The organism is Mesorhizobium sp. M00.F.Ca.ET.216.01.1.1 (assembly GCF_004010325.2).
Lineage (GTDB): Bacteria > Pseudomonadota > Alphaproteobacteria > Rhizobiales > Rhizobiaceae > Mesorhizobium.
The window spans coordinates 39,961-57,065 of sequence record NZ_SADR02000032.1 but is presented as its reverse complement, the minus strand read 5'-3'; the positions used below and the strand labels follow the sequence as shown (position 1 = coordinate 57,065).

At 62.8% G+C, this 17,105-nt stretch carries 18 protein-coding genes; 5 read left to right on the top strand and 13 right to left on the bottom strand.

Annotated elements, in window-relative coordinates; translation table 11 throughout:
* Positions 1-162: 162 nt before the first annotated feature.
* The 5 genes from EN859_RS30485 to EN859_RS30465 all read right to left on the bottom strand — a co-directional run bounded on the left by EN859_RS30485 (position 163) and on the right by EN859_RS30465 (position 6,744).
* Positions 163-2,154, bottom strand: coding sequence for an ABC transporter ATP-binding protein/permease (locus tag EN859_RS30485; protein ID WP_127856968.1), 1,992 nt, complete (start codon positions 2,152-2,154; stop codon positions 163-165).
* Between the two features lie 300 nt (positions 2,155-2,454).
* On the bottom strand, positions 2,455-2,856 hold the full coding sequence (locus EN859_RS30480) for a GFA family protein (protein ID WP_127856967.1): 402 nt from the start codon (positions 2,854-2,856) through the stop codon (positions 2,455-2,457).
* A 35-nt stretch (positions 2,857-2,891) separates the two neighbouring features.
* A complete protein-coding gene (locus EN859_RS30475; protein ID WP_127856966.1) occupies positions 2,892-3,947 on the bottom strand; it encodes a Gfo/Idh/MocA family oxidoreductase in 1,056 nt (351 codons plus the stop codon).
* Positions 3,948-4,028: 81 nt separating this feature from the next.
* Entirely contained in the window at positions 4,029-4,814 is a 786-nt protein-coding gene (locus tag EN859_RS30470) for a ThuA domain-containing protein (protein ID WP_127856965.1), read from the bottom strand.
* 361 nt (positions 4,815-5,175) lie between these two features.
* Entirely contained in the window at positions 5,176-6,744 is a 1,569-nt protein-coding gene (locus EN859_RS30465) for a DUF2778 domain-containing protein (RefSeq protein ID WP_127856624.1), read from the bottom strand.
* A gap of 562 nt (positions 6,745-7,306) precedes the next feature.
* Here EN859_RS30465 and EN859_RS30460 point away from each other — a divergent pair.
* Positions 7,307-8,248, top strand: coding sequence for a hypothetical protein (locus tag EN859_RS30460; protein WP_135913560.1), 942 nt, complete (start codon positions 7,307-7,309; stop codon positions 8,246-8,248).
* A gap of 158 nt (positions 8,249-8,406) precedes the next feature.
* Here the strand turns inward: EN859_RS30460 and EN859_RS30455 are convergent, their stop codons facing one another.
* A complete protein-coding gene (locus EN859_RS30455; protein ID WP_189502339.1) occupies positions 8,407-9,606 on the bottom strand; it encodes an MFS transporter in 1,200 nt (399 codons plus the stop codon).
* A gap of 178 nt (positions 9,607-9,784) precedes the next feature.
* Between EN859_RS30455 and EN859_RS30450 the strand changes: the two genes are divergently transcribed.
* The 4 genes from EN859_RS30450 (at position 9,785) to EN859_RS39735 (ending at position 12,022) form a co-directional block, all read left to right on the top strand.
* Positions 9,785-10,165, top strand: a complete 381-nt coding sequence (locus EN859_RS30450) for a VOC family protein (protein WP_127856622.1) — start codon at positions 9,785-9,787, stop codon at positions 10,163-10,165.
* A 181-nt stretch (positions 10,166-10,346) separates the two neighbouring features.
* The gene (locus EN859_RS30445) at positions 10,347-10,961 is read left to right on the top strand and encodes a class I SAM-dependent methyltransferase (RefSeq protein WP_127856621.1); all 615 of its coding nucleotides are present in this window, start codon (positions 10,347-10,349) and stop codon (positions 10,959-10,961) included.
* A 153-nt stretch (positions 10,962-11,114) separates the two neighbouring features.
* Entirely contained in the window at positions 11,115-11,777 is a 663-nt protein-coding gene (locus EN859_RS30440) for a cation transporter (RefSeq protein ID WP_127856620.1), read from the top strand.
* Positions 11,774-12,022 (top strand): GDCCVxC domain-containing (seleno)protein, encoded by a 249-nt coding sequence (locus EN859_RS39735; protein WP_127856619.1) that lies wholly within the window; start codon positions 11,774-11,776, stop codon positions 12,020-12,022. The genes EN859_RS30440 and EN859_RS39735 overlap by 4 nt, the downstream gene beginning before the upstream one ends.
* Positions 12,023-12,093: 71 nt before the next feature.
* On the opposite strand, the gene EN859_RS30430 is transcribed toward EN859_RS39735, so the two are convergent.
* The 7 genes from EN859_RS30430 to EN859_RS30400 form a co-directional block, all read right to left on the bottom strand.
* Entirely contained in the window at positions 12,094-12,531 is a 438-nt protein-coding gene (locus tag EN859_RS30430) for a hypothetical protein (protein WP_127856618.1), read from the bottom strand.
* On the bottom strand, positions 12,528-12,893 hold the full coding sequence (locus EN859_RS30425; RefSeq protein WP_127856617.1) for a TfoX/Sxy family protein: 366 nt from the start codon (positions 12,891-12,893) through the stop codon (positions 12,528-12,530). The genes EN859_RS30430 and EN859_RS30425 overlap by 4 nt, the downstream gene beginning before the upstream one ends.
* On the bottom strand, positions 12,890-13,351 hold the full coding sequence (locus EN859_RS30420; RefSeq protein WP_189502336.1) for an SRPBCC domain-containing protein: 462 nt from the start codon (positions 13,349-13,351) through the stop codon (positions 12,890-12,892). Before EN859_RS30420 ends, EN859_RS30425 begins: the two co-directional genes overlap by 4 nt.
* Entirely contained in the window at positions 13,338-13,679 is a 342-nt protein-coding gene (locus tag EN859_RS30415; RefSeq protein ID WP_127856615.1) for a metalloregulator ArsR/SmtB family transcription factor, read from the bottom strand. The genes EN859_RS30420 and EN859_RS30415 overlap by 14 nt, the downstream gene beginning before the upstream one ends.
* Positions 13,680-13,760: 81 nt before the next feature.
* Positions 13,761-15,011: an NAD(P)/FAD-dependent oxidoreductase gene (locus EN859_RS30410; RefSeq protein WP_127856614.1), complete on the bottom strand. Its 1,251-nt coding sequence runs from the start codon at positions 15,009-15,011 to the stop codon at positions 13,761-13,763.
* Positions 15,008-15,736 carry a methyltransferase domain-containing protein gene (locus EN859_RS30405; protein ID WP_127856613.1) on the bottom strand — a complete coding sequence of 243 codons (729 nt, stop codon included), beginning with the start codon at positions 15,734-15,736 and terminating at the stop codon, positions 15,008-15,010. Before EN859_RS30405 ends, EN859_RS30410 begins: the two co-directional genes overlap by 4 nt.
* A complete protein-coding gene (locus tag EN859_RS30400) occupies positions 15,733-16,800 on the bottom strand; it encodes a type III polyketide synthase (protein WP_127856612.1) in 1,068 nt (355 codons plus the stop codon). The genes EN859_RS30405 and EN859_RS30400 overlap by 4 nt, the downstream gene beginning before the upstream one ends.
* Between the last annotated feature and the right edge of the window lie 305 nt (positions 16,801-17,105).

The following is a 17,105-nucleotide window of genomic DNA, read 5'->3' as shown; positions in this document are numbered from 1 at the left end:
GGACTTTCTGCTCGGGATGGATGACCAGTTTCGCCCGGGAAAACCTTTCTTGGGCTTGCGGCACGACCCTCCTTCCACAGCGCATGCTTGCCCAAGTACCCCCGGCTCGCCGACCGGGCGGACTTCAATTTTTTGTCTGGCACAGCGTCGTTTTACTTCAGGTCATGCTGCCTTTCGGTAGGGCGCGCCGGTGCCCAGAAAGCGCACAAGCAAGTTCCGTCTGCTCTTGCGCGGGACAAGATCGATATCGCTGACTAGTATTGCGCCGCCCTCGCGCCGCTCCAATGTGATCTTGCGGCTATGGAAGGCTTCCAGCTCGGCTCGATGCGCCACGCTTATGATCGTGACCTTCGGCAGTTCGTGGATGATCATCTCCATCATCTTGTCCTGGCTCGTCTCATCGAGCGCCGATGTTGCCTCATCCAGCACGATGATATCGGGACGGTGCAGCAGGAGACGCGCGAAGGCGAGGCGCTGCTTTTCGCCACCCGACAAGGTCTGGTCCCAGGGCGCGTCCTCCTCGATCTTGTCGGCGAGATAATCGAGCCCCACCTTGTCGAGGGCAGCATTGATCCTGTCCAGTGTCCAGTTATCGGCGGCGGCGGGATAGGCGACCGCGCGGCGAAGCGTCCCTGTGGGGACGTAAGGCCGTTGCGGCAACATGAACATTCGCCTGCCGGCGTGGAAATCGACGCTGCCGCCGCCCCACGGCCACAGACCCGCGACGGCGCGCACCAGCGTGCTCTTGCCTGAACCGGATTCGCCGGCCACGAGCACCCGCTCGCCCTGCTCGATCACGACCTCGGTTTCCTTGACCACGCCCGTGCCGTCGTCAAGCGACACCGAAAGATTGTTCAGGCTGAGCATCGCACCGCCTTTCGTTTCGCCGCGTGTGATGCGACCCTGGGTGTCGCTCTGTTCCGCGCGCTCGAGCCCGTCGAGCGACATCATCAGCGAGGCGATGCGCCGTGCAGAGGCGTTCCAGTCGGCGAGACGGGGGTAGTTGTCGACCAGCCATCCGAACGCGCCCTGTACGATGGCAAAGGCAGAGGCAGCCTGCATGACCTGTCCAAGCGTCATGCTGCCTTCGAGAAATTTTGGAGCGCAAAGCAAAATCGGCACGACCGGCGCAAACAGGCTCGATCCCTGCGACACCAGCGCTGTGCGCATGTGCTGGCCTGTAAGGAGCGCCCATTGCCTGAGCACATCGGCGAACGTCCTGTCGATGCCGCTACGCTCCTCCTCCTCGCCGCCGAGCAATGCGATGCTCTCGCCGTTTTCCCGCACGCGCGTCAGCGTGTAGCGGAATTCGGCTTCCGCCTGATTTTTCTCCTCGGAGAGGCGGACGAAATGGCGGCCGATGACCGCCATCGAGGTGGACGTGATTGCGGCATAGATGACCGCAGTGATGACGAGGAAGCCGGGAACAGTGACGCTCGAACCTGCGATCGTCAGGGTCAAAGCCCCACCGATCGTCCAGAGCACAAGGATAAAGGTCGAGGCCGACAGAAACGCGTTAATGACACCGGCGATGAAATCGACCGGCGATTCGGTGGCAATCCGCAGATCCTCCGCAATGCGGGCTTCGGGGTTCGTGTGGTCGCCGCCGACGAGGTTCAACTGATAGTAACGGCCGTTTGCGAGCCAGCGCGCGATGGCCGCGGTGGTGAGCCAGGAACGCCAGCGGCGCTGAATCGTCATACGAAGGTAGACTTGTGCAACGACAAGGCTTCCGCTTCCGAGCACGAGCGGCAGGAATACGGCGCTCAGGAAATAAACGGTGCGGGCATTGCGTTGCTCGATGGCGTCGAAAATCGCGCGATTCCAGACATTGATCCCATACTGGAAGCCGACATTGATGCATATCAGGATCAATAGCCCGATTGAGAACGGCCAAGCGAGCCGATCGCCGCCGCGGCCCCAGTAACCGCGCGCGCTGATCCAGAAACGCCTCAACAAGTATCTCTTGCGCGCCTGCTCGGCCTCCTCAGGCGTCAGTTCTGGATCGGGTTCGATGACATCCGGCGGTGGCGCGGCCTGGCCGTCGACCTCAGGCGCGGCTTCGACAGTCGATGCCTTTTCCTGACGCGACTTTTCAGCGCCGCTCGGTTTGGCGCCGTCGACCGATTTCGGCTTGAATTTAGCCTCGGACATAACGGCGATAACGGCTTAAAAATCAAAAGGTTTCATGATGTCCGCTCGAGATGCCAGCAGCCGGCAGCACACCAAGGCTCTTCTGGTGTTCCAGTGTCCGCAACAGTCTCGCCTAGGGTCGTTCTCGAATGACAGCCTTCGACCCTGTTGCAGGCATTCTCAGCTCGCTGCGGAGTGTCGGCTACGGGTCATGGGCGTGAATTCGGCCGAGCGCGAACGAGCGTCCGCTCAGGGGCGAACTCGGTTATTCATGGTGATTGGGTTTTGACCCTAAACGTCAGCCGGAGGCTGCCGGCGTCTTCAGCCGAACGTCGCGGGAGGCTCGGTGCGGACCTCAACCCACTGACAGCGCCGGCTGTCGTGATAGAACGACAGGAACGGTGGCGGGAACGATGGATCGGCGAAGGCACCCACCGGAATGGCGACCAGACCGGGCTGGACATCGATCCGACAATGGACGGTGGTGCCGCAATCCCGGCAGAAGCTGTAGATGACGCGGCTGCCCTCGTCGCCAATGCGCGTGAACTCCGCCGCGCGTCCCTGGATGGACACGTCGTTCTCCGCAAACCGGGCGTTGAAGCTGAACGCGCTGCCCGTGCGCCGTTTGCAGGCCAGGCAATGGCAGACGGAGACGCGTACGGGCTCGCCCGAACAGGTGGCTGAAAGCTGACCGCAGCAACATTCTGCGCGGCGCGTGACCATGGCTGGCTCCTTTTCAGACTCCTGAAATGGCATCACTACGTGCCGGCATGGGTGCTCAGCTGAGTCCTTTTCTCGTCGGCGACCACCGCAAGGTCGAGCACCTTCTGCAGCTCGGCCGCGTGGCGGAACGATGGCTCGGCCTGAACGCCGTTGCGCACCGCATCGACAAAACGCTGGTAGTTGGTCGGCACCGAGCCGGCATCGAGGACCTGCCATCTGGCGTTCTCGATGTTCTCGCCCATGCACGCTTTCAGCTCCGAGCCGTTCAAATTGTGCACGACCTCGATGCCGCCCTTCTCGCCATACATGCGCAACCGCAATTCGTTGAGATGGCCGGTCGCCCAGCGGCTGGCATGGACGACGCCGAAGGCGCCGTTGTCGAAATCCAGCGCCATGGTGAAGCTGTCATTGGCGTCGAGCTCGTATTCGCCGATCCGGTTTCCCGGCGCCTTGTCGAAGGTTCCCAGCCGGCAGAACACATGGTCGATGCCGAGCCCCGCGCCATAGCTGGCGAAATCGAGGATGTGGATGCCGACGTCACCAAGCACGCCATTGGAGCCGTGGCCGCGCGACAGGCGCCAGAGCCATTTCGGATCGGTGCGCCAGTCGCCCCAGAATTTGGAAACCAGCCAGCTCTGCAGATAGGACGCCTCGATATGCCGGATCTGGCCGATCTCGCCGGCCAGCACTATGGCGCGCGCCTTCTGCAGTGCGGCGATGTTGCGATAGGTCAGGTTGACCATGTTGATGATGCCGGCCCGCTCGGCGGCATCCGCCATCTCGTTGGCTTTCTCAAAGTTTTCGGCCAGCGGCTTCTCGCACAGCACAGGCTTGCCCGCTGCAATCAGCGCCATGGTGGTCGGATGATGGATGCGGTCCGGCGTTACGTTCGCCGCCACGTCGAACTTGTCCCACGCAAGGGCTTCCTGCAGCGACGTGAACCGATTGGGGATGCCGTAGGTGTCTGAAAATTCGTCGACACGCTTGCGGTCGAGATCGACGGCGCCGACCAGTTCGACGCCTTCCATCCTGCCGAACTGCCTGGCGTGCTCCTGCGCCATCCAGCCGGTGCCGAGTATCAAAAGCCGCATGATATCTGTTCCTTAGGGCCTGTTGTGAAACTTCGGATAGAGCCGCGCTGCTGCCGATGTTCGTCGCTTCAGGGAAAGCGGTTAGCGGTAACCGGCTTCGCCGGCGGCATGAAGTTTTCCGCCGCGCTCGACGATCGGCTCCAGCGCCTTTTCCACCGGCACGTTCGGTGCATCGAGGATGGCTGGACGGGAACCTTGCGGGTTGTGCGCCCATTTCACGGCGTTGCGCAGCACCTTCTGCACGGTGGCGTCGTGGTAGGTCGGGTAGGTCTCGTGGCCTGGCCTGAAATAGAAGATGTTGCCGGCGCCGCGACGATAGGTCAGCCCCGACCTGAACACTTCGCCGCCCTGGAACCAGGAGATGAACACCGTTTCCAGCGGCTCCGGCACCGCGAATTGCTCGCCGTACATTTCTTCGTACTCGATCTCGAAATACTCGCCGATCCCCTCGGCGATCGGGTGGTTGGGGCTGGTCACCCACAGCCGCTCGCGCTCGCCGGCCTCACGCCATTTCAGCGTGCAGGGCGTGCCCATCAGCTTTTTGAATATCTTCGAGAAATGGCCGGAATGGAGGACGATCAGCCCCATGCCTTCCCAGACGCGGCGCGCCAAGCGCTCGACGACCTCATCGGCGACGGCGCCATGGTCCTTGTGTCCCCACCACAGCAAGACATCGGTCTCGGCCAGACGGTCGGCCGGCAGGCCATGCTCCGGCTGCTCCAGCGTTGCCCAGGTTGCGGAAATGCCGGGATCGGCCTTCAGCGCATTGGCGATCGTCGCATGCATGCCCTCGGGATAGATGCCGGCGACCACCTCGTTGGTCCGCTCATGGATATTCTCGCCCCAAACGACAGCGCGTATTGTCATGACATCCTCGTATTTGCTTGAAGCCGCCCCGATCGGGTCAGTCATAATCCGCCCGGCCGCGAATGGAAACGTTTTCGAGGCCGATAATCTGTTGGAAAGGCATTGGGGCAGAGCTCAACGTTGTTCCGGTCAAATTCCGATGTCGGCGGGACAGCGCCCCCCTCTGTCCTGCCGGACATCTCCCCCACTTTGGGGGGAGATTGGCAGCTGGGGCGGCAGCGCTCCTCTTGCAAGCTTTGCGATTGGCGAAAGCGGCGGTGACGGCCAATCTCCCCCCAAGTGGGGGAGATGTCCGGCAGGACAGAGGGGGCGCGAATGATCGCTACAGAACGGGTTCTTTCTGCCGTCGCCTCGAAACGACCTAGGCGCCGCGCCCTTCCTGGGCGACCCGCGTCAGCGGCTTCGACAGGCGCGGCACCACGACCAGGCGCTTGATCTTGCCCTTCTTGTAGGCGGCGAGAAAGCGGGCATAGTCCTTGAAGACGAGGCAACCATTGGACTCGGCACGGCCGCCGCGCAGCATGTAGGTGTGCGCAAGCAGGCCGTCGCGGCCATATTTGTTTTTGCCGTCGACAGGGGTGAGCCGGATCGCCTCGACGCCGTGGAAGCGCGATTCGCGCAGCCTCAGGTCGTAAGTGTTGGGCGGCGTCGGGCCGACGTTCTTGCGGTCGACGTAGCGCGGCTGGTCGACCATCGAACCGTATCCTGAATGCGCCTCCAGGCGCGAGCCGTCAGGCAAATAGACGGTCTTTGCCGAGATGTCGTAGACGGCGACGCCATTACCCAGGGAGGGCCTGTTGAACAGGTTCTTGAAGGCGCCGCCAAGCCCGCGCTCAGGCATGTCGGGCTTGGCATAGGCCAGCACCTCTTCGGCCTGCGCCTTCGGCCGCTTGCCCGGTTTGCCAGGCATAGCCGCTTGCGAGGCGCTGCGAAGCGACAAAGTCCCTTGGGGCGCCTCGGCCGACGGGGCATCAGCGGGCTTGCCTGACTGGGTCTGGCCTGGCTGGGTTTGGCCTGACTGGGTCTGGCCCGACTGGGTCTGACTTGCCTTCGCCCTGGCCGCCTGCGACTTGGGCACCTGGACCTGGGGTGCCTGGACCTTTGGCGCCTCGACCTGTGGGGCCTCCGCTGGCTGGTCGACTTCCGCCTGCGGACGCCAGTTCGGCACCGGGGCGCTGTCTGGCATGTCGTCCTGCTGCGGCAGTGAGGCCATCTGAATCTCAGCCTGTTGCGGCTCTTGCTGAGGGTCGGCCGTCGCCAGTGCAACCGAGGGCGGCGGCGACAGCATGTCGACGGTTTCTTCAGGCAATGCATTCGCCAGCGCCAGCGCCAAGCGCGACGAGCGTTCGATCTCCGCGACCTCCGGCCCGAAGCGCACCGAGGCCGGGCCGTTCCGGTCGGGCAGGCGCACCGGTTCGGCAAAGCGGGCGGCCGCCGGAAGACTGGCAAGCATGAAGGGAGCGCCAGAAGCATGGCCAAAGGGGTGGGAAGAGGCGTTGGCAAAGGCGGCGGCCAGCTTTTGCGGCGACAGTTCTGCTTTCGCCACCACGCCGTCGAAGCGCGACTGGCGCGAAGTCACAAGTGCTACACTGTCCGGGTGCAGCGCCGGCTTGAGCCGCGCCATCTTGCCGTCACGGGCGAAGCTCGATGCCGCGCGCTGGCAGCCGGCATCACACCGATTGAGCAGCAACGCGGCCTGGTGCGGCCGGCTTCCGGCCATCAGCGACGGCGCCAACGGCGATCTCGCCAGTGTGCGTTGGGGATCGGCAAGCGCGATAGTGCGCGGCGCGAGCAGGCCTTGCGGCAGACCGTTGGACGCAGCGGTGAGCGATGTTCCCACCGAATGAAGCCCGGCCATGGTCGCCACCGACCACAGGGCGATCGCAACGCCGACAACGGGAACCGCGACCCAGCGCAGGCCGGGTCTCATCGAAGTCAATCCAACAGCAGGACTGTCCCCCCGGAATTTCGCACTCACAAACGCCATTCAACCACTCTCAATCGGCTTGCCGGCGTGCGGTGCTCGCATCCGTTACGATCACAGTTCGCCGTGCCCCCAGCACACTTCGCGTCTGTTGCCGATTGATTCAAAAGATGGACAAAGTTGGTTAACCAATCCCTCTACCGGTCGCCGATTTGGCGACGGTCATTCCGAAAAAAGCACCCTCCCCGACTATCAATTTGGCAAAATTTGCTCTCCGACTACGACTTTGCTGCCTTTTTGGCTGCTGAGTCAATCAAATGACGCTTTGGGCTTTTGTAAGGCAAGGGTCTACCGAGGGCTACAAAAGGGGAAAAGCCCGACATCCTGTGCCCGCGCTCCATATACGGCGCGCCGATTTTCTTTCGGCCGCAAATTCTGGTCCGTGCGGAACAAGTTCAACGGGGCGTGATGCTTTCTGTACTACAGCGCCGCGCGTGCTTTTGGGCGCGCGTAAGGACGCTGTAGCACTTTGATTTTACACAGCCAAAGACAGGATTTCGTTGCAGAAATGCTTCACCACGGCTGCAATCGGGCAAGCCGACCGGCCACGCTCATTTCTTTTTACTTTTATTACCCGCCGCGTGTTAGCTGCATCGATATCCGAAATGCTTGGGGTCACATGCAGCGTTTTCCAATTGTCGTCGCGTCATTGATCGTGGCGACGTCTGCCTACGCGGCGGATATCTTGCAGCCGATCGCAGAAGAGACAGTGGCCACGCCGCACATCTCCGGCTACGGCGAACTCTACCTTGGCGGACTTAGCTTTTCCGATGAGGACGACACGTTCTGGGCTGCCGGTGGCGCCGGCCGCGTCAACATTCCGGTTGCCGGGCGCTGGAACCTGCAAGGCGACCTCACTTACGACCGCGTCTGGGACGACAGCCTTTATCTGGATGGCATCGGCACCGCGATCCATGGCTATTATCGCGATCCCGACAGCTTTGCGGCCGGCGCTTTCGCCACCTACAAGTCCTACGGCAGCGGCAGCAACGGCCCGACCATGTACGACTATACGGTCGGTCCGGAAGCCCAGGTCTATTTCGGCAATTTGACTCTTTACGGCCAAGCCTATTACGGCAAGTTCCACATCAATACCTTTCGTCTCGACGAATGGGGTGTCCGCGGTATCGCGCGCTTTTTCGTCCAGAAAAATCTTCGCCTGGATGCCGAGCTCATCTTCGACCGAACGGACCTCCCGTTCGGGAACACCGTGGACATATACGGCGCCGCCGTTCAGGCCATGTACCGGTTCGATGATACGCCGTGGTCTGTTTTTGGACGCTATCAATTCGAGCGGACAAAGATCGACGCATTCGAAGACCGCGACACCCAGAAATTCGTGATCGGCCTGCGCGCCAGCTTCGGCAGCATGTCGTTGTTCGATGAGGATCGTAACGGAGCGACCATGGACACCTACCGGCCCAATACGCTGATAACCTTCATCGACTGAGACGCACCGGTATCATCGCCTTTATCGGCGCCAACAGCCCCGGCCTCGCGCCGGGGTTTTCGTTTCGTAGCCGACCATTCCGGCGAGTAGCCCTCGATATCTGCGGGCATTCCGCCCTCGGTTGCCGGGCTCCGTCGCTCGCGGGTTGAGCGATGGCGTCAGGATCGCGCAGTCGCTCTGCCTTGCCGCCCCGCCAAGACGAAGGCCGGCAGCGAGGCGAGCTGCGCGGCGACCGCAAAGACAATGAGCCCAACTAACGAGCGCTCATAGAGCAGCCCTGTCGCTATGCTGCCGATCAGCCAGCCGACGCCGTAGCCGGCATAAAACAGGCCGAAAGCGAGGTTTCTCTGCCCCTCAGGCAGTTCGCCGGCGACCACGGCCTTTAGCAGCGTATCCTGCGTCGCGTAGCCAATTCCCCACAGCAGCATGCCCGCGAGAGCGACTTGGAAGCCGCCGAGGAAGACGAGCGGCGAGAAGCCGGACGACAGAACGACCGCGACCAGCACGACAGGCAGCCCAACACGGTCGTACAGCCGGCCAAGGACGAGGCTCACGATCACGCCGAAGCCGGTGGCGATGGCTAGGAAAACCGGGATCCAGTGGTCGGGCACCGTCTTGCTGACGGAGAGGTGGTACGAGATCAGCTCGAAGCTCATCAAGCCGGCCGCAAAACAGGCACCGGCGAGCATGTAGAACCAGTAGGCTGCCGTGAACCCTTTTGCCTCGGCGGTGCGACCCTGTTCGAGGCGAGACGGAAGCGGGTACCTGATCCGGGCGACAGTGAGCGAGGCGAGCGCCAGCACGGCCGAGATCGACAGCAGGGCATAGCCCGTGCGGTAGTCGCCGTTCAACAGAAGGACCAGTGCAATGACGAGCGGCCCGACCGTCGCGCCGATCTCGTCGAGCGCGGTGTTGACCGCATAGGCCCAGCCTCTGCCGAGTTCGCCGGTGGTGTAGGACAGCATCGCCTCGACCGTCGGCTTGCGCATCGCGCGGCCGATACGCTCGGCAAGGATCAAAGCCGCCGCCGCTTGCCAGCTGCCGGCCAGGGCCATGGCCGGCACGGCCAGGAGGTTGATGGCGTAGCCGATGAAGGTGACGAGCCAGTACTTTCCGCTGCGGTCGGCGACGTAGCCGGCAACGGAGCGCAGTGCGTAGCCGAGGAACTCCCCGGCGCCGGCGGTTATGCTGATGATTGCGGCACTCGCCCCCAAGGCACCCATGAACGGACCATTGATGCTGGCGCCGCCTTCATAGGTGATGTCGCCGAACAGGTTGACGACGCCCATCGTCAGCACGAAGGTGAGCGCCGGCGATGCCGGTCCAAGCCATCCTCGCCATCCTCGCGATACGGCCATGGCGGTACCTTTGGCTCTCTAGACGCGGAAGGGAACTGGCCACATCGGCCATAATTGACGAACGAACGTTCCCCGAACAGAATCGGTTCCCGATGACGATAATCGAATACGGAAGCCTGCGCCGGGGGCAAAGGAACATCAGCAGATCCGTCCGGCCAGGCCCGCATGGAGGAATGTCATGACTGTCAGCGTGCGTTACATCGTCGACGACGTGGATGCGGCGATCAGCTTCTATACGAAGCATCTCGGCTTTTCCGTCGCCGCACATCCCGCGGCGAGTTTCGTGATTTTATCCAAGGGCGATCTCCGTCTGCTCATGAACGCAACGACCGGGCCTGGCGGAGCATCGCAGCCGATGCCGGACGGCCGCAAGCCCGAGCCCGGCGGCTGGAACCGGATCCAGGTCGAGGTCGCCGATCTCGAGGCGGAAGTCGCCGCCTTGCGCAAAGCCGGAGCGCATTTCCGCAACGACATCGTGCAGGGTGTGGGCGGCAAGCAGATCCTGCTCGATGATCCGGCAGGAAACCCGATCGAATTGTTTGAAGCGCCGAAGAAATAGCGCATCCAGCGATGCGGCCGGCGTGGTCCAGCGGATACGAAGCCCTACATGGTCTTAGGCTGCCAGCAGGGAAAGTCTGCGAATACCCCGTGTCATTGAGATGCTGCCGGATCATGACCAGTGGTAACGCAACTGATGCACGACCCGCTGCCTCCCCCGATGAACCGAAGGGAGCCACGCCATGAGCTTCTATCAGGACTACATCCTGCCGCATCTTATCAATCTGGCGATGCGCAACGCGCAGCTTGTGCCGTACCGGGAACGCACTGCTGCCGCGGCCGAGGGCCGCGTGCTGGAGATCGGCATCGGCTCGGGCCTCAATCTGCCCTTCTACGGCCCGCAGGTGCGAGAGGTCATGGGCCTCGAGCCATCATCGCGGCTGATCGAGATGGCGCGAGGCGTGGCAAGGGAGTCACCCTCGCCGGTGACTTTCATCGAGGGCTCGGCCGAGGCGATCCCGCTTGAGCGAGGAAGCATCGACACCGTGGTGACGACCTGGACGCTCTGCACCATTCCGCATGCGATCCCCGCACTTGAGGAGATGCGTCGAGTGCTAAGGCCCGGCGGGCAGCTTCTGTTCGTCGAGCACGGCCTGGCGCCCGAAGAAAGCGTACGCAAATGGCAGAACCGGCTGACACCCTTCTGGAGGCCGATTGCCGGTGGCTGTCGCCTCAACCGGCCGATCAGCAACCTGATCGAGACAGCGGGATTTTCGATCACGGCGCTTGAAAACAGCTATGTGCCGAAAGCACCGCGGATGATGGGCTACCTGTATCAGGGCAGAGCAAGTCCGTAAGTCGGGCGAGGTGATGTCCTGCCCCGTAATTTTGACCAAAGGGCAGCCCCGGGGAAATGGGCTTATGCCCATGTTGCGGGATGATGCGCGCTGCTCGCCCCGTTCGCATCCGATCTGGAACTCCTGTATGCTTGTGGAAGCACGGAGGTCGCAATGGGCGCGGAATGTTGCAGACTGGAGCACGAGCCGTCGCAGGAAGACGCATCATATCGGCGCGTTCTCTGGACGGTACTGGGTATCAACGCGGCAATGTTTGCGGTCGAGATCGGCGCCGGCGTCGCGGCGGGATCCGCCTCGCTCCAGGCTGACGCTCTCGACTTCCTGGGCGACGCCGGCAATTATGCCATCAGCCTGTTCGTAGTTGGCATGGCTTTGCGGCATTGCGCCGTGGCGGCGTTTGCCAAAGGCGCAACCATGGGCATCTTCGGCCTCTGGGTGATCGCTGTCACCATCTGGCAGGCAATGCATGCAACGCTGCCGGAAGCTTCTACCATGGGCGCGGTCGGGCTTGCAGCGCTGCTGGCCAACGCGACCTCGTTCGGGCTACTGTGGGCCTACAGGGGCGGTGACGCCAACATGCGCTCGGCATGGATTTGCACCCGCAACGACGTGCTCGGCAATCTGGCGGTGCTGTTGGCCGCGCTGGGTGTTTTCGGTACCGGCGCCGGCTGGCCGGACATCATCGTGGCAGCCATCATGGCTGGCTTGGCCCTCCAGGGCGCGATCGTCGTCCTGCGACAGTCGCTCGCCGAGCTCAAGTCGGGCAAGCGCGGTCTTTACGAAAAGCGCGCCGCCTGGATTTCAGACACATCATGATCGGCGCGACGCAACTCACGTCCATCCTTACCTGTCCCCACTGCGGACATCGGGTTTCCGAAGTGATGCCTACCGATGCCTGCCGGTTCTTCTACGATTGCAAGGGCTGCGGGACATTGCTTCGGCCGAAGGCAGGGGACTGTTGCGTCTTCTGCTCCTACGGCGATGTGCCGTGTCCGCCGGTCCAGGAGGCGCGTGCGGCAGGACAGGTCGCGTCCTGCTGCGACGGCGCTTGCCATGGCTGACGAATGCGACCCTTTTGGCTCGCGATTGCAGCGCTGGTCAAATACCTGCGAACCTGAAGGGGCAGACACGGTCAGGCCTTGAACTCCCCGGCTTGCTCGTCCCGCTGAGACGGTCGACCGAAGGCATAGGCGGTGAGCGGCCCGACGAGCAACCATTGCACGACCGTGAATGCCGTCTCGATCGCAAGGTAGTCCGGAACCGATGCCATCACGTTCTTTGCGGCGACGGCGAGCGTGGTGAAGCTCCACGACAGAACGGCGCCGAAGGCTACGTAGGTCAGTCCGCGCGACAGCAATGTACCGCTCCGCCGCGCAAATGCCTGTTCGTAGATCCAGGCGAAGAGGACCGCTTGGATCAGCATCGACAGGAAACCAAACGGGATGATGATGTCGCTGCGATAGATCGCAAGCTCGGCGTAGTAGCGCTCGAAAAGGACCAGATGCCAGACAAAGCCGAGCGCGAACGTCGGCACGACATAGGCAAGAACAGCAAGGAAAAATCGTGTCATTTGCGTTTTCCTTTCGTCTGCGCCGGCTTCTCGCCGGGCAGCTTTGGCGGCAGGGTTTGCACGAAGGCGATCGCCGTCTGCAGCCACCTGCCTACTGCTTCATCGGTTAGCGCCGGAGGATCGACGTAGATGTAGCCGTCCATCATCCTGCCCCTCATCTCCATCGGATGCGCCCCGGGCCAAGCAAGCGCTCCGTGCTGGCGGTCCTTGCCGACGCGAACCAACAGACCGCGCCGGGACGCACCCGCGACCATGTTGCCGTTCAGCATGAAACCTGTCCCGCCGAACATCTTGACTTCGCGGATATCACCGGCGCCCGCGAGGGCGGCACGCACGCTTGTGGCAAGCTCGTCAGCGGTCATGCCGTAACTCCCTGTGCTTCGAGCAACGCGGCCAGATGGTCCAGAGCACCACGCCAGCCCTGGGCGTGACGCGCGATTGCGTCGCTGCGCATGAGCTTCTCATGGCGGATGACGAGTTCACTACCTGCGCCATCCGGTGTGATGATCGCCGTCACCTCGGATGCGATGCCTGCATGCTCGTCTGGCGGCTCGATGACCCACGAAAAGACGATCTTCGCAGGTTGCTCGATCGATAGAAAAGCGCCACCGACGATGACAGCTTCTCCTAGCGGAGGCTGGTAGGCGAAGCGATAGGCACCGCCGATGTGAAAGTCGAACTGCAAGACGGTAAGCGTGATTTCCGGTGCCGGCTTCAGCCACCTTCCGACCAGGTAGGCGTCGGCAAAGGCGGCGAACACTTTCTCGGGCGCGGCGCTGAAACGCCTGCGCACTTCGGCAACGGTTTTACCGGCGGTCATCGCCTGCTGCCTCCGATAAAAGGCGATCGAGCAGCTCGACCGCACCCGTCCAGAACGCTTGATGACGCGCGATCCATCCTTGCGCATCCTGCAGAGGCTCCCGGCGCAGCCTGAACTGATGGACGCGCCCGTCAATGGCGCGCTCGACAAGCCCGGCCTTTTCCAGCACTTTCAGATGCTTCGAGATCGTCGGCTGGGCGGAGCGAAATTGGCGGCCGAGTTCGCCAGCACTTCTGGCCTCGCCTCGAGCAAGCGCCTGAATCATCGAACGGCGGGTCGCGTCGGCCAAAGCGTGAAAGGTTCGGTCGAGACTGGATGCATTTTGCATAGCCAAATGGCTATATATAATTCGAACGGCAAATGCAGGCGAAGCTGGCTGGATTGAAGGCGATGCGCCGATCCCGCCCCGTCAGGCGAAACCAGGAACCGGCTTTGTCTTGCCGCTCAGTTGCGCGCCCAGTGTCAGCACCTGCGGGAAGTTCCGGACCGTCGCGCGCATCAAGGCTGCGCTGCCGGGGCGAAGGGCAATTTTGGCGATGACTGCAGCGGCGTGGACCCGCGTTGAAAACAGATGCCTCCAGGCCGCCTCGTAGCGTCTGGCGGCAGCCTCGCGCCCTGCCCGGCCGCGTGGCGCATCTGCCAGTTCGCAAGCCAGCAGCCAGCCGGACTGAAGCGCCATCGAGATGCCCTCGGCAATGACCGGATGTGACTCTCCGGCTGCATTGCCGACGCGGAAGATATCCCGTTGGTAGCAGGAGCGGATTCCCGGCCGGATCGGACCGGCGGCAAGCCATGAACCTTTGAGCTGGGCTGCTTCCAGGGCATCGCTGACGCCCCGGCACGATTCCATGAGTTGGCGAACGACCGCATCTGCGGCCGACACATAACTATGGTGTTCGGGGCTATTGTGTATGTGGCCATCGTGGCCGTAGTGCTTGCGCAGCCGCGCCAGCATATCGCGCCGGATGCAGCACGAGACCGACAACCGGCCGTGATCCGCCCAGACCATGCCGCCATAGCCGCCGGGAAACGCCAGCAGAGGCATCAGATCGGGCGCCAGCGATGACCCGATGAAATGCGCCTTGAAGCCGAGCAGGTCCGACGGGCGGTTGGTCTTTGCGAGCTGGCTGGGCAGCGCTCCCGGCTCCCAGGAGCCGTGTGCGGCAACGATCACCGGCGCGCGCAACATCGTCGTTTCCTGTTCGTCCTTGGCCTGAATTTCCACCATTTGCATGTCGCCATCCGGCTCGATGGCGACGGCGCGGCAGGGCTGGAAGATTTCGGCGCCCGCCGATCTCGCCGCCTGCAAAAGCAGAAGGTCGAGAATGTCGCGGCCCAGTGCCCGGCCGAAGCCGTCCTTTCTGCTCGGCCCTTCTTTTGCGTGAGGCATTGGCGCCTCGACGCAGGCCTCGCCGGAAAAGAAGCCGACACGGCGGATTTCGGGGCCGGCACTGGCGCGCCAGGCATCGCCGATCTCCAGCCGGTCGAGAAGCGCAAGATTGCTTGCCGAGATGTATTCACCGCAGACCTTGCGGCGCGGGAATTCGCTCTTTTCGACAATCGCCACCGCCCATCCGCGCCGGGCCAGCGTCAGTGCGACGGATGTGCCGGCAGGGCCGGCGCCTATGATGATCGCGTCATGGGTCGATAGTCGCGTCATGGGGATATCAAACCAGTATCGGCGCTGGCGCTGGCGCCGACGAAGACGTGGCAGAAAAGGCCGGCGCGCCGCTCCTCGATCGGCTTGCCGTTCACTGCCCGCCAGAGATCGGAAAGCTCGCTGCCGCGAAAGCCGGCGCGCACGCTCTGGGCGGCATCGTTGCGCGTAACGTCGTTGGCGCCGATTGCCGGCAGCAGACGGGCAGCAGTCAGCGCCAGCTTCGCCCGCAGTGGCTCTGTCGCCAAGAGCAACGGGGCCTTCGGCATCATCAGCGTAAACAGCCGCACGAGCTGCGCATCATCGAAATGATGCAGGAACAGATTGACGGTGATCGCGTCGAAGCGCTCGTCCTCGGCCGCCTCCGCCCAATCGAAGACATCGGCGGTGATGCCTTCGATCGTCCACCCCAGCCTGTCAAAATCACTGCGCAACTCCGCGGTGACGAGGTCGACCCGGTCGAGCATCACCAGCTCGACCTCAGACCACTGTCCGGCCATGCGCCGGGCCACCGCGAGCATGAAGGAGCCGTCGCCGGCGCCGATCTCCAGGATGCGGCGCGGCGGCTTTGGCACGAATTTCCTGAGCAGCGAAGCCATGACATTCGCCTGAAACATCAGCGCATTGATGCGGCGGAGGTCGCGGCGCGAGGCAAGCGCTCGCGGATCGCCGGCGGCAAGTCCGTCGAGGATTTCGGGCACCAGCTGGCGGTGCTCCAGGCCGCTCATGACACGGTTCGAAACAGCATGGTTTCGGCCGTCAATCCGGGTCCGAACGACATGCCGCAGCCAAGCAGGCCTGGAGGCGCCTTCAGCATTTCTTTCATCACGAACATGACGGTCGCGGACGACATGTTTCCGTATCGGCGCAATACCTCGCGCGATGGCGCCAGCGCCGTGGGCGCGAGTCCCAGCGTACGTTCGACGGCGTCGAGCACCGAACGTCCACCCGGGTGCACGGCCCAAAGGTCGATCGCTTCCGCCGGCCGGCCGCCGAGGATGGCGTCCTGGTTTTTCCGCAACGCCTCGGAAATCGCCGCCGGGACCTGGCCGGAAAGGACCATTTCGAAACCGTGGTCGCGAATGCTCCAGCTCATCAGATCCCGCCGCTCCTGTGCAACGATACAGTGAAAGCTATCGAGCTCGATGCCGGACGGCTCGGCGGTGATCAGCGCGGCCGCACAGCCATCGCCCCAGAGGCAGAACGACAGCAGCTTTTCCAGCTCGCTGGTTTCCCGCAGATGCATCGTGCAAAGCTCGATATTGACCAGGAGCACCCTGGCCTTCGGGTCGGAGCGGACGATGTGGTGGGCAAGCTTGAGTCCGTTGATCGCGGCGTAGCAACCCATGAAGCCGATCATCGTGCGTTCGACCCTGTCGGGCAGGCCGCAGCGTGCAATCAGGTCGAAATCGATGCCCGGCGCTGAAAAGCCGGTGCAGGTGGTGACGATGAGATGGGTGATGCGGGAGACGTCATCGCCGAGCTGCAGTCCATCGACGCCTTTTTGCGCCAGGACAGGTGCGGCATCGCCGAACATCGCCATTCTCACAGCGGTTCCGGGAAACGCGCCGCGGACGAAGGTCCCGGCAAGATCGGCAGACGGTCCTTCGGGGTCGAGGGCGGGTGCAAAGCAGGAATAGCGGTGCTCTATGCCGGCAAGATCGGCCATGCGTTCGAAAATCCTTCGACGATCAGCGGCGAGCATGGAGGCGGCAAAACGCAGGTAGAATTGATGAACCTCGTGGTCCGGAACCGCTGTCGCGATCCGGTTGATGTAGGCTTTGGCGGGCATATTTCTGTCTCCTCGGCGTCGTGCACGGTGTACCGTGAGGCCACCGCCGGAGGGCTTTGCTCTGTGGGTGTCGGACACCAGGTTTTGAGCGTGTCAGTTCAGTAAACGCTTCTGAAAACTGATTTCTTCCCGAGATCCAGGATGCGGCTATTCCATTGGTCGCCAGGCGCATGAACATCGCATCAGCCTGCGCAGGCGGCGGCCTCGCGCCCCGATCGAGCCACCAGGTCGCACGCAAGCGCGCGGGAAGTCTAACCTATCCATCAATACCGATGGACGGCGGCGTGCGGAAACGTAAAGCAGCA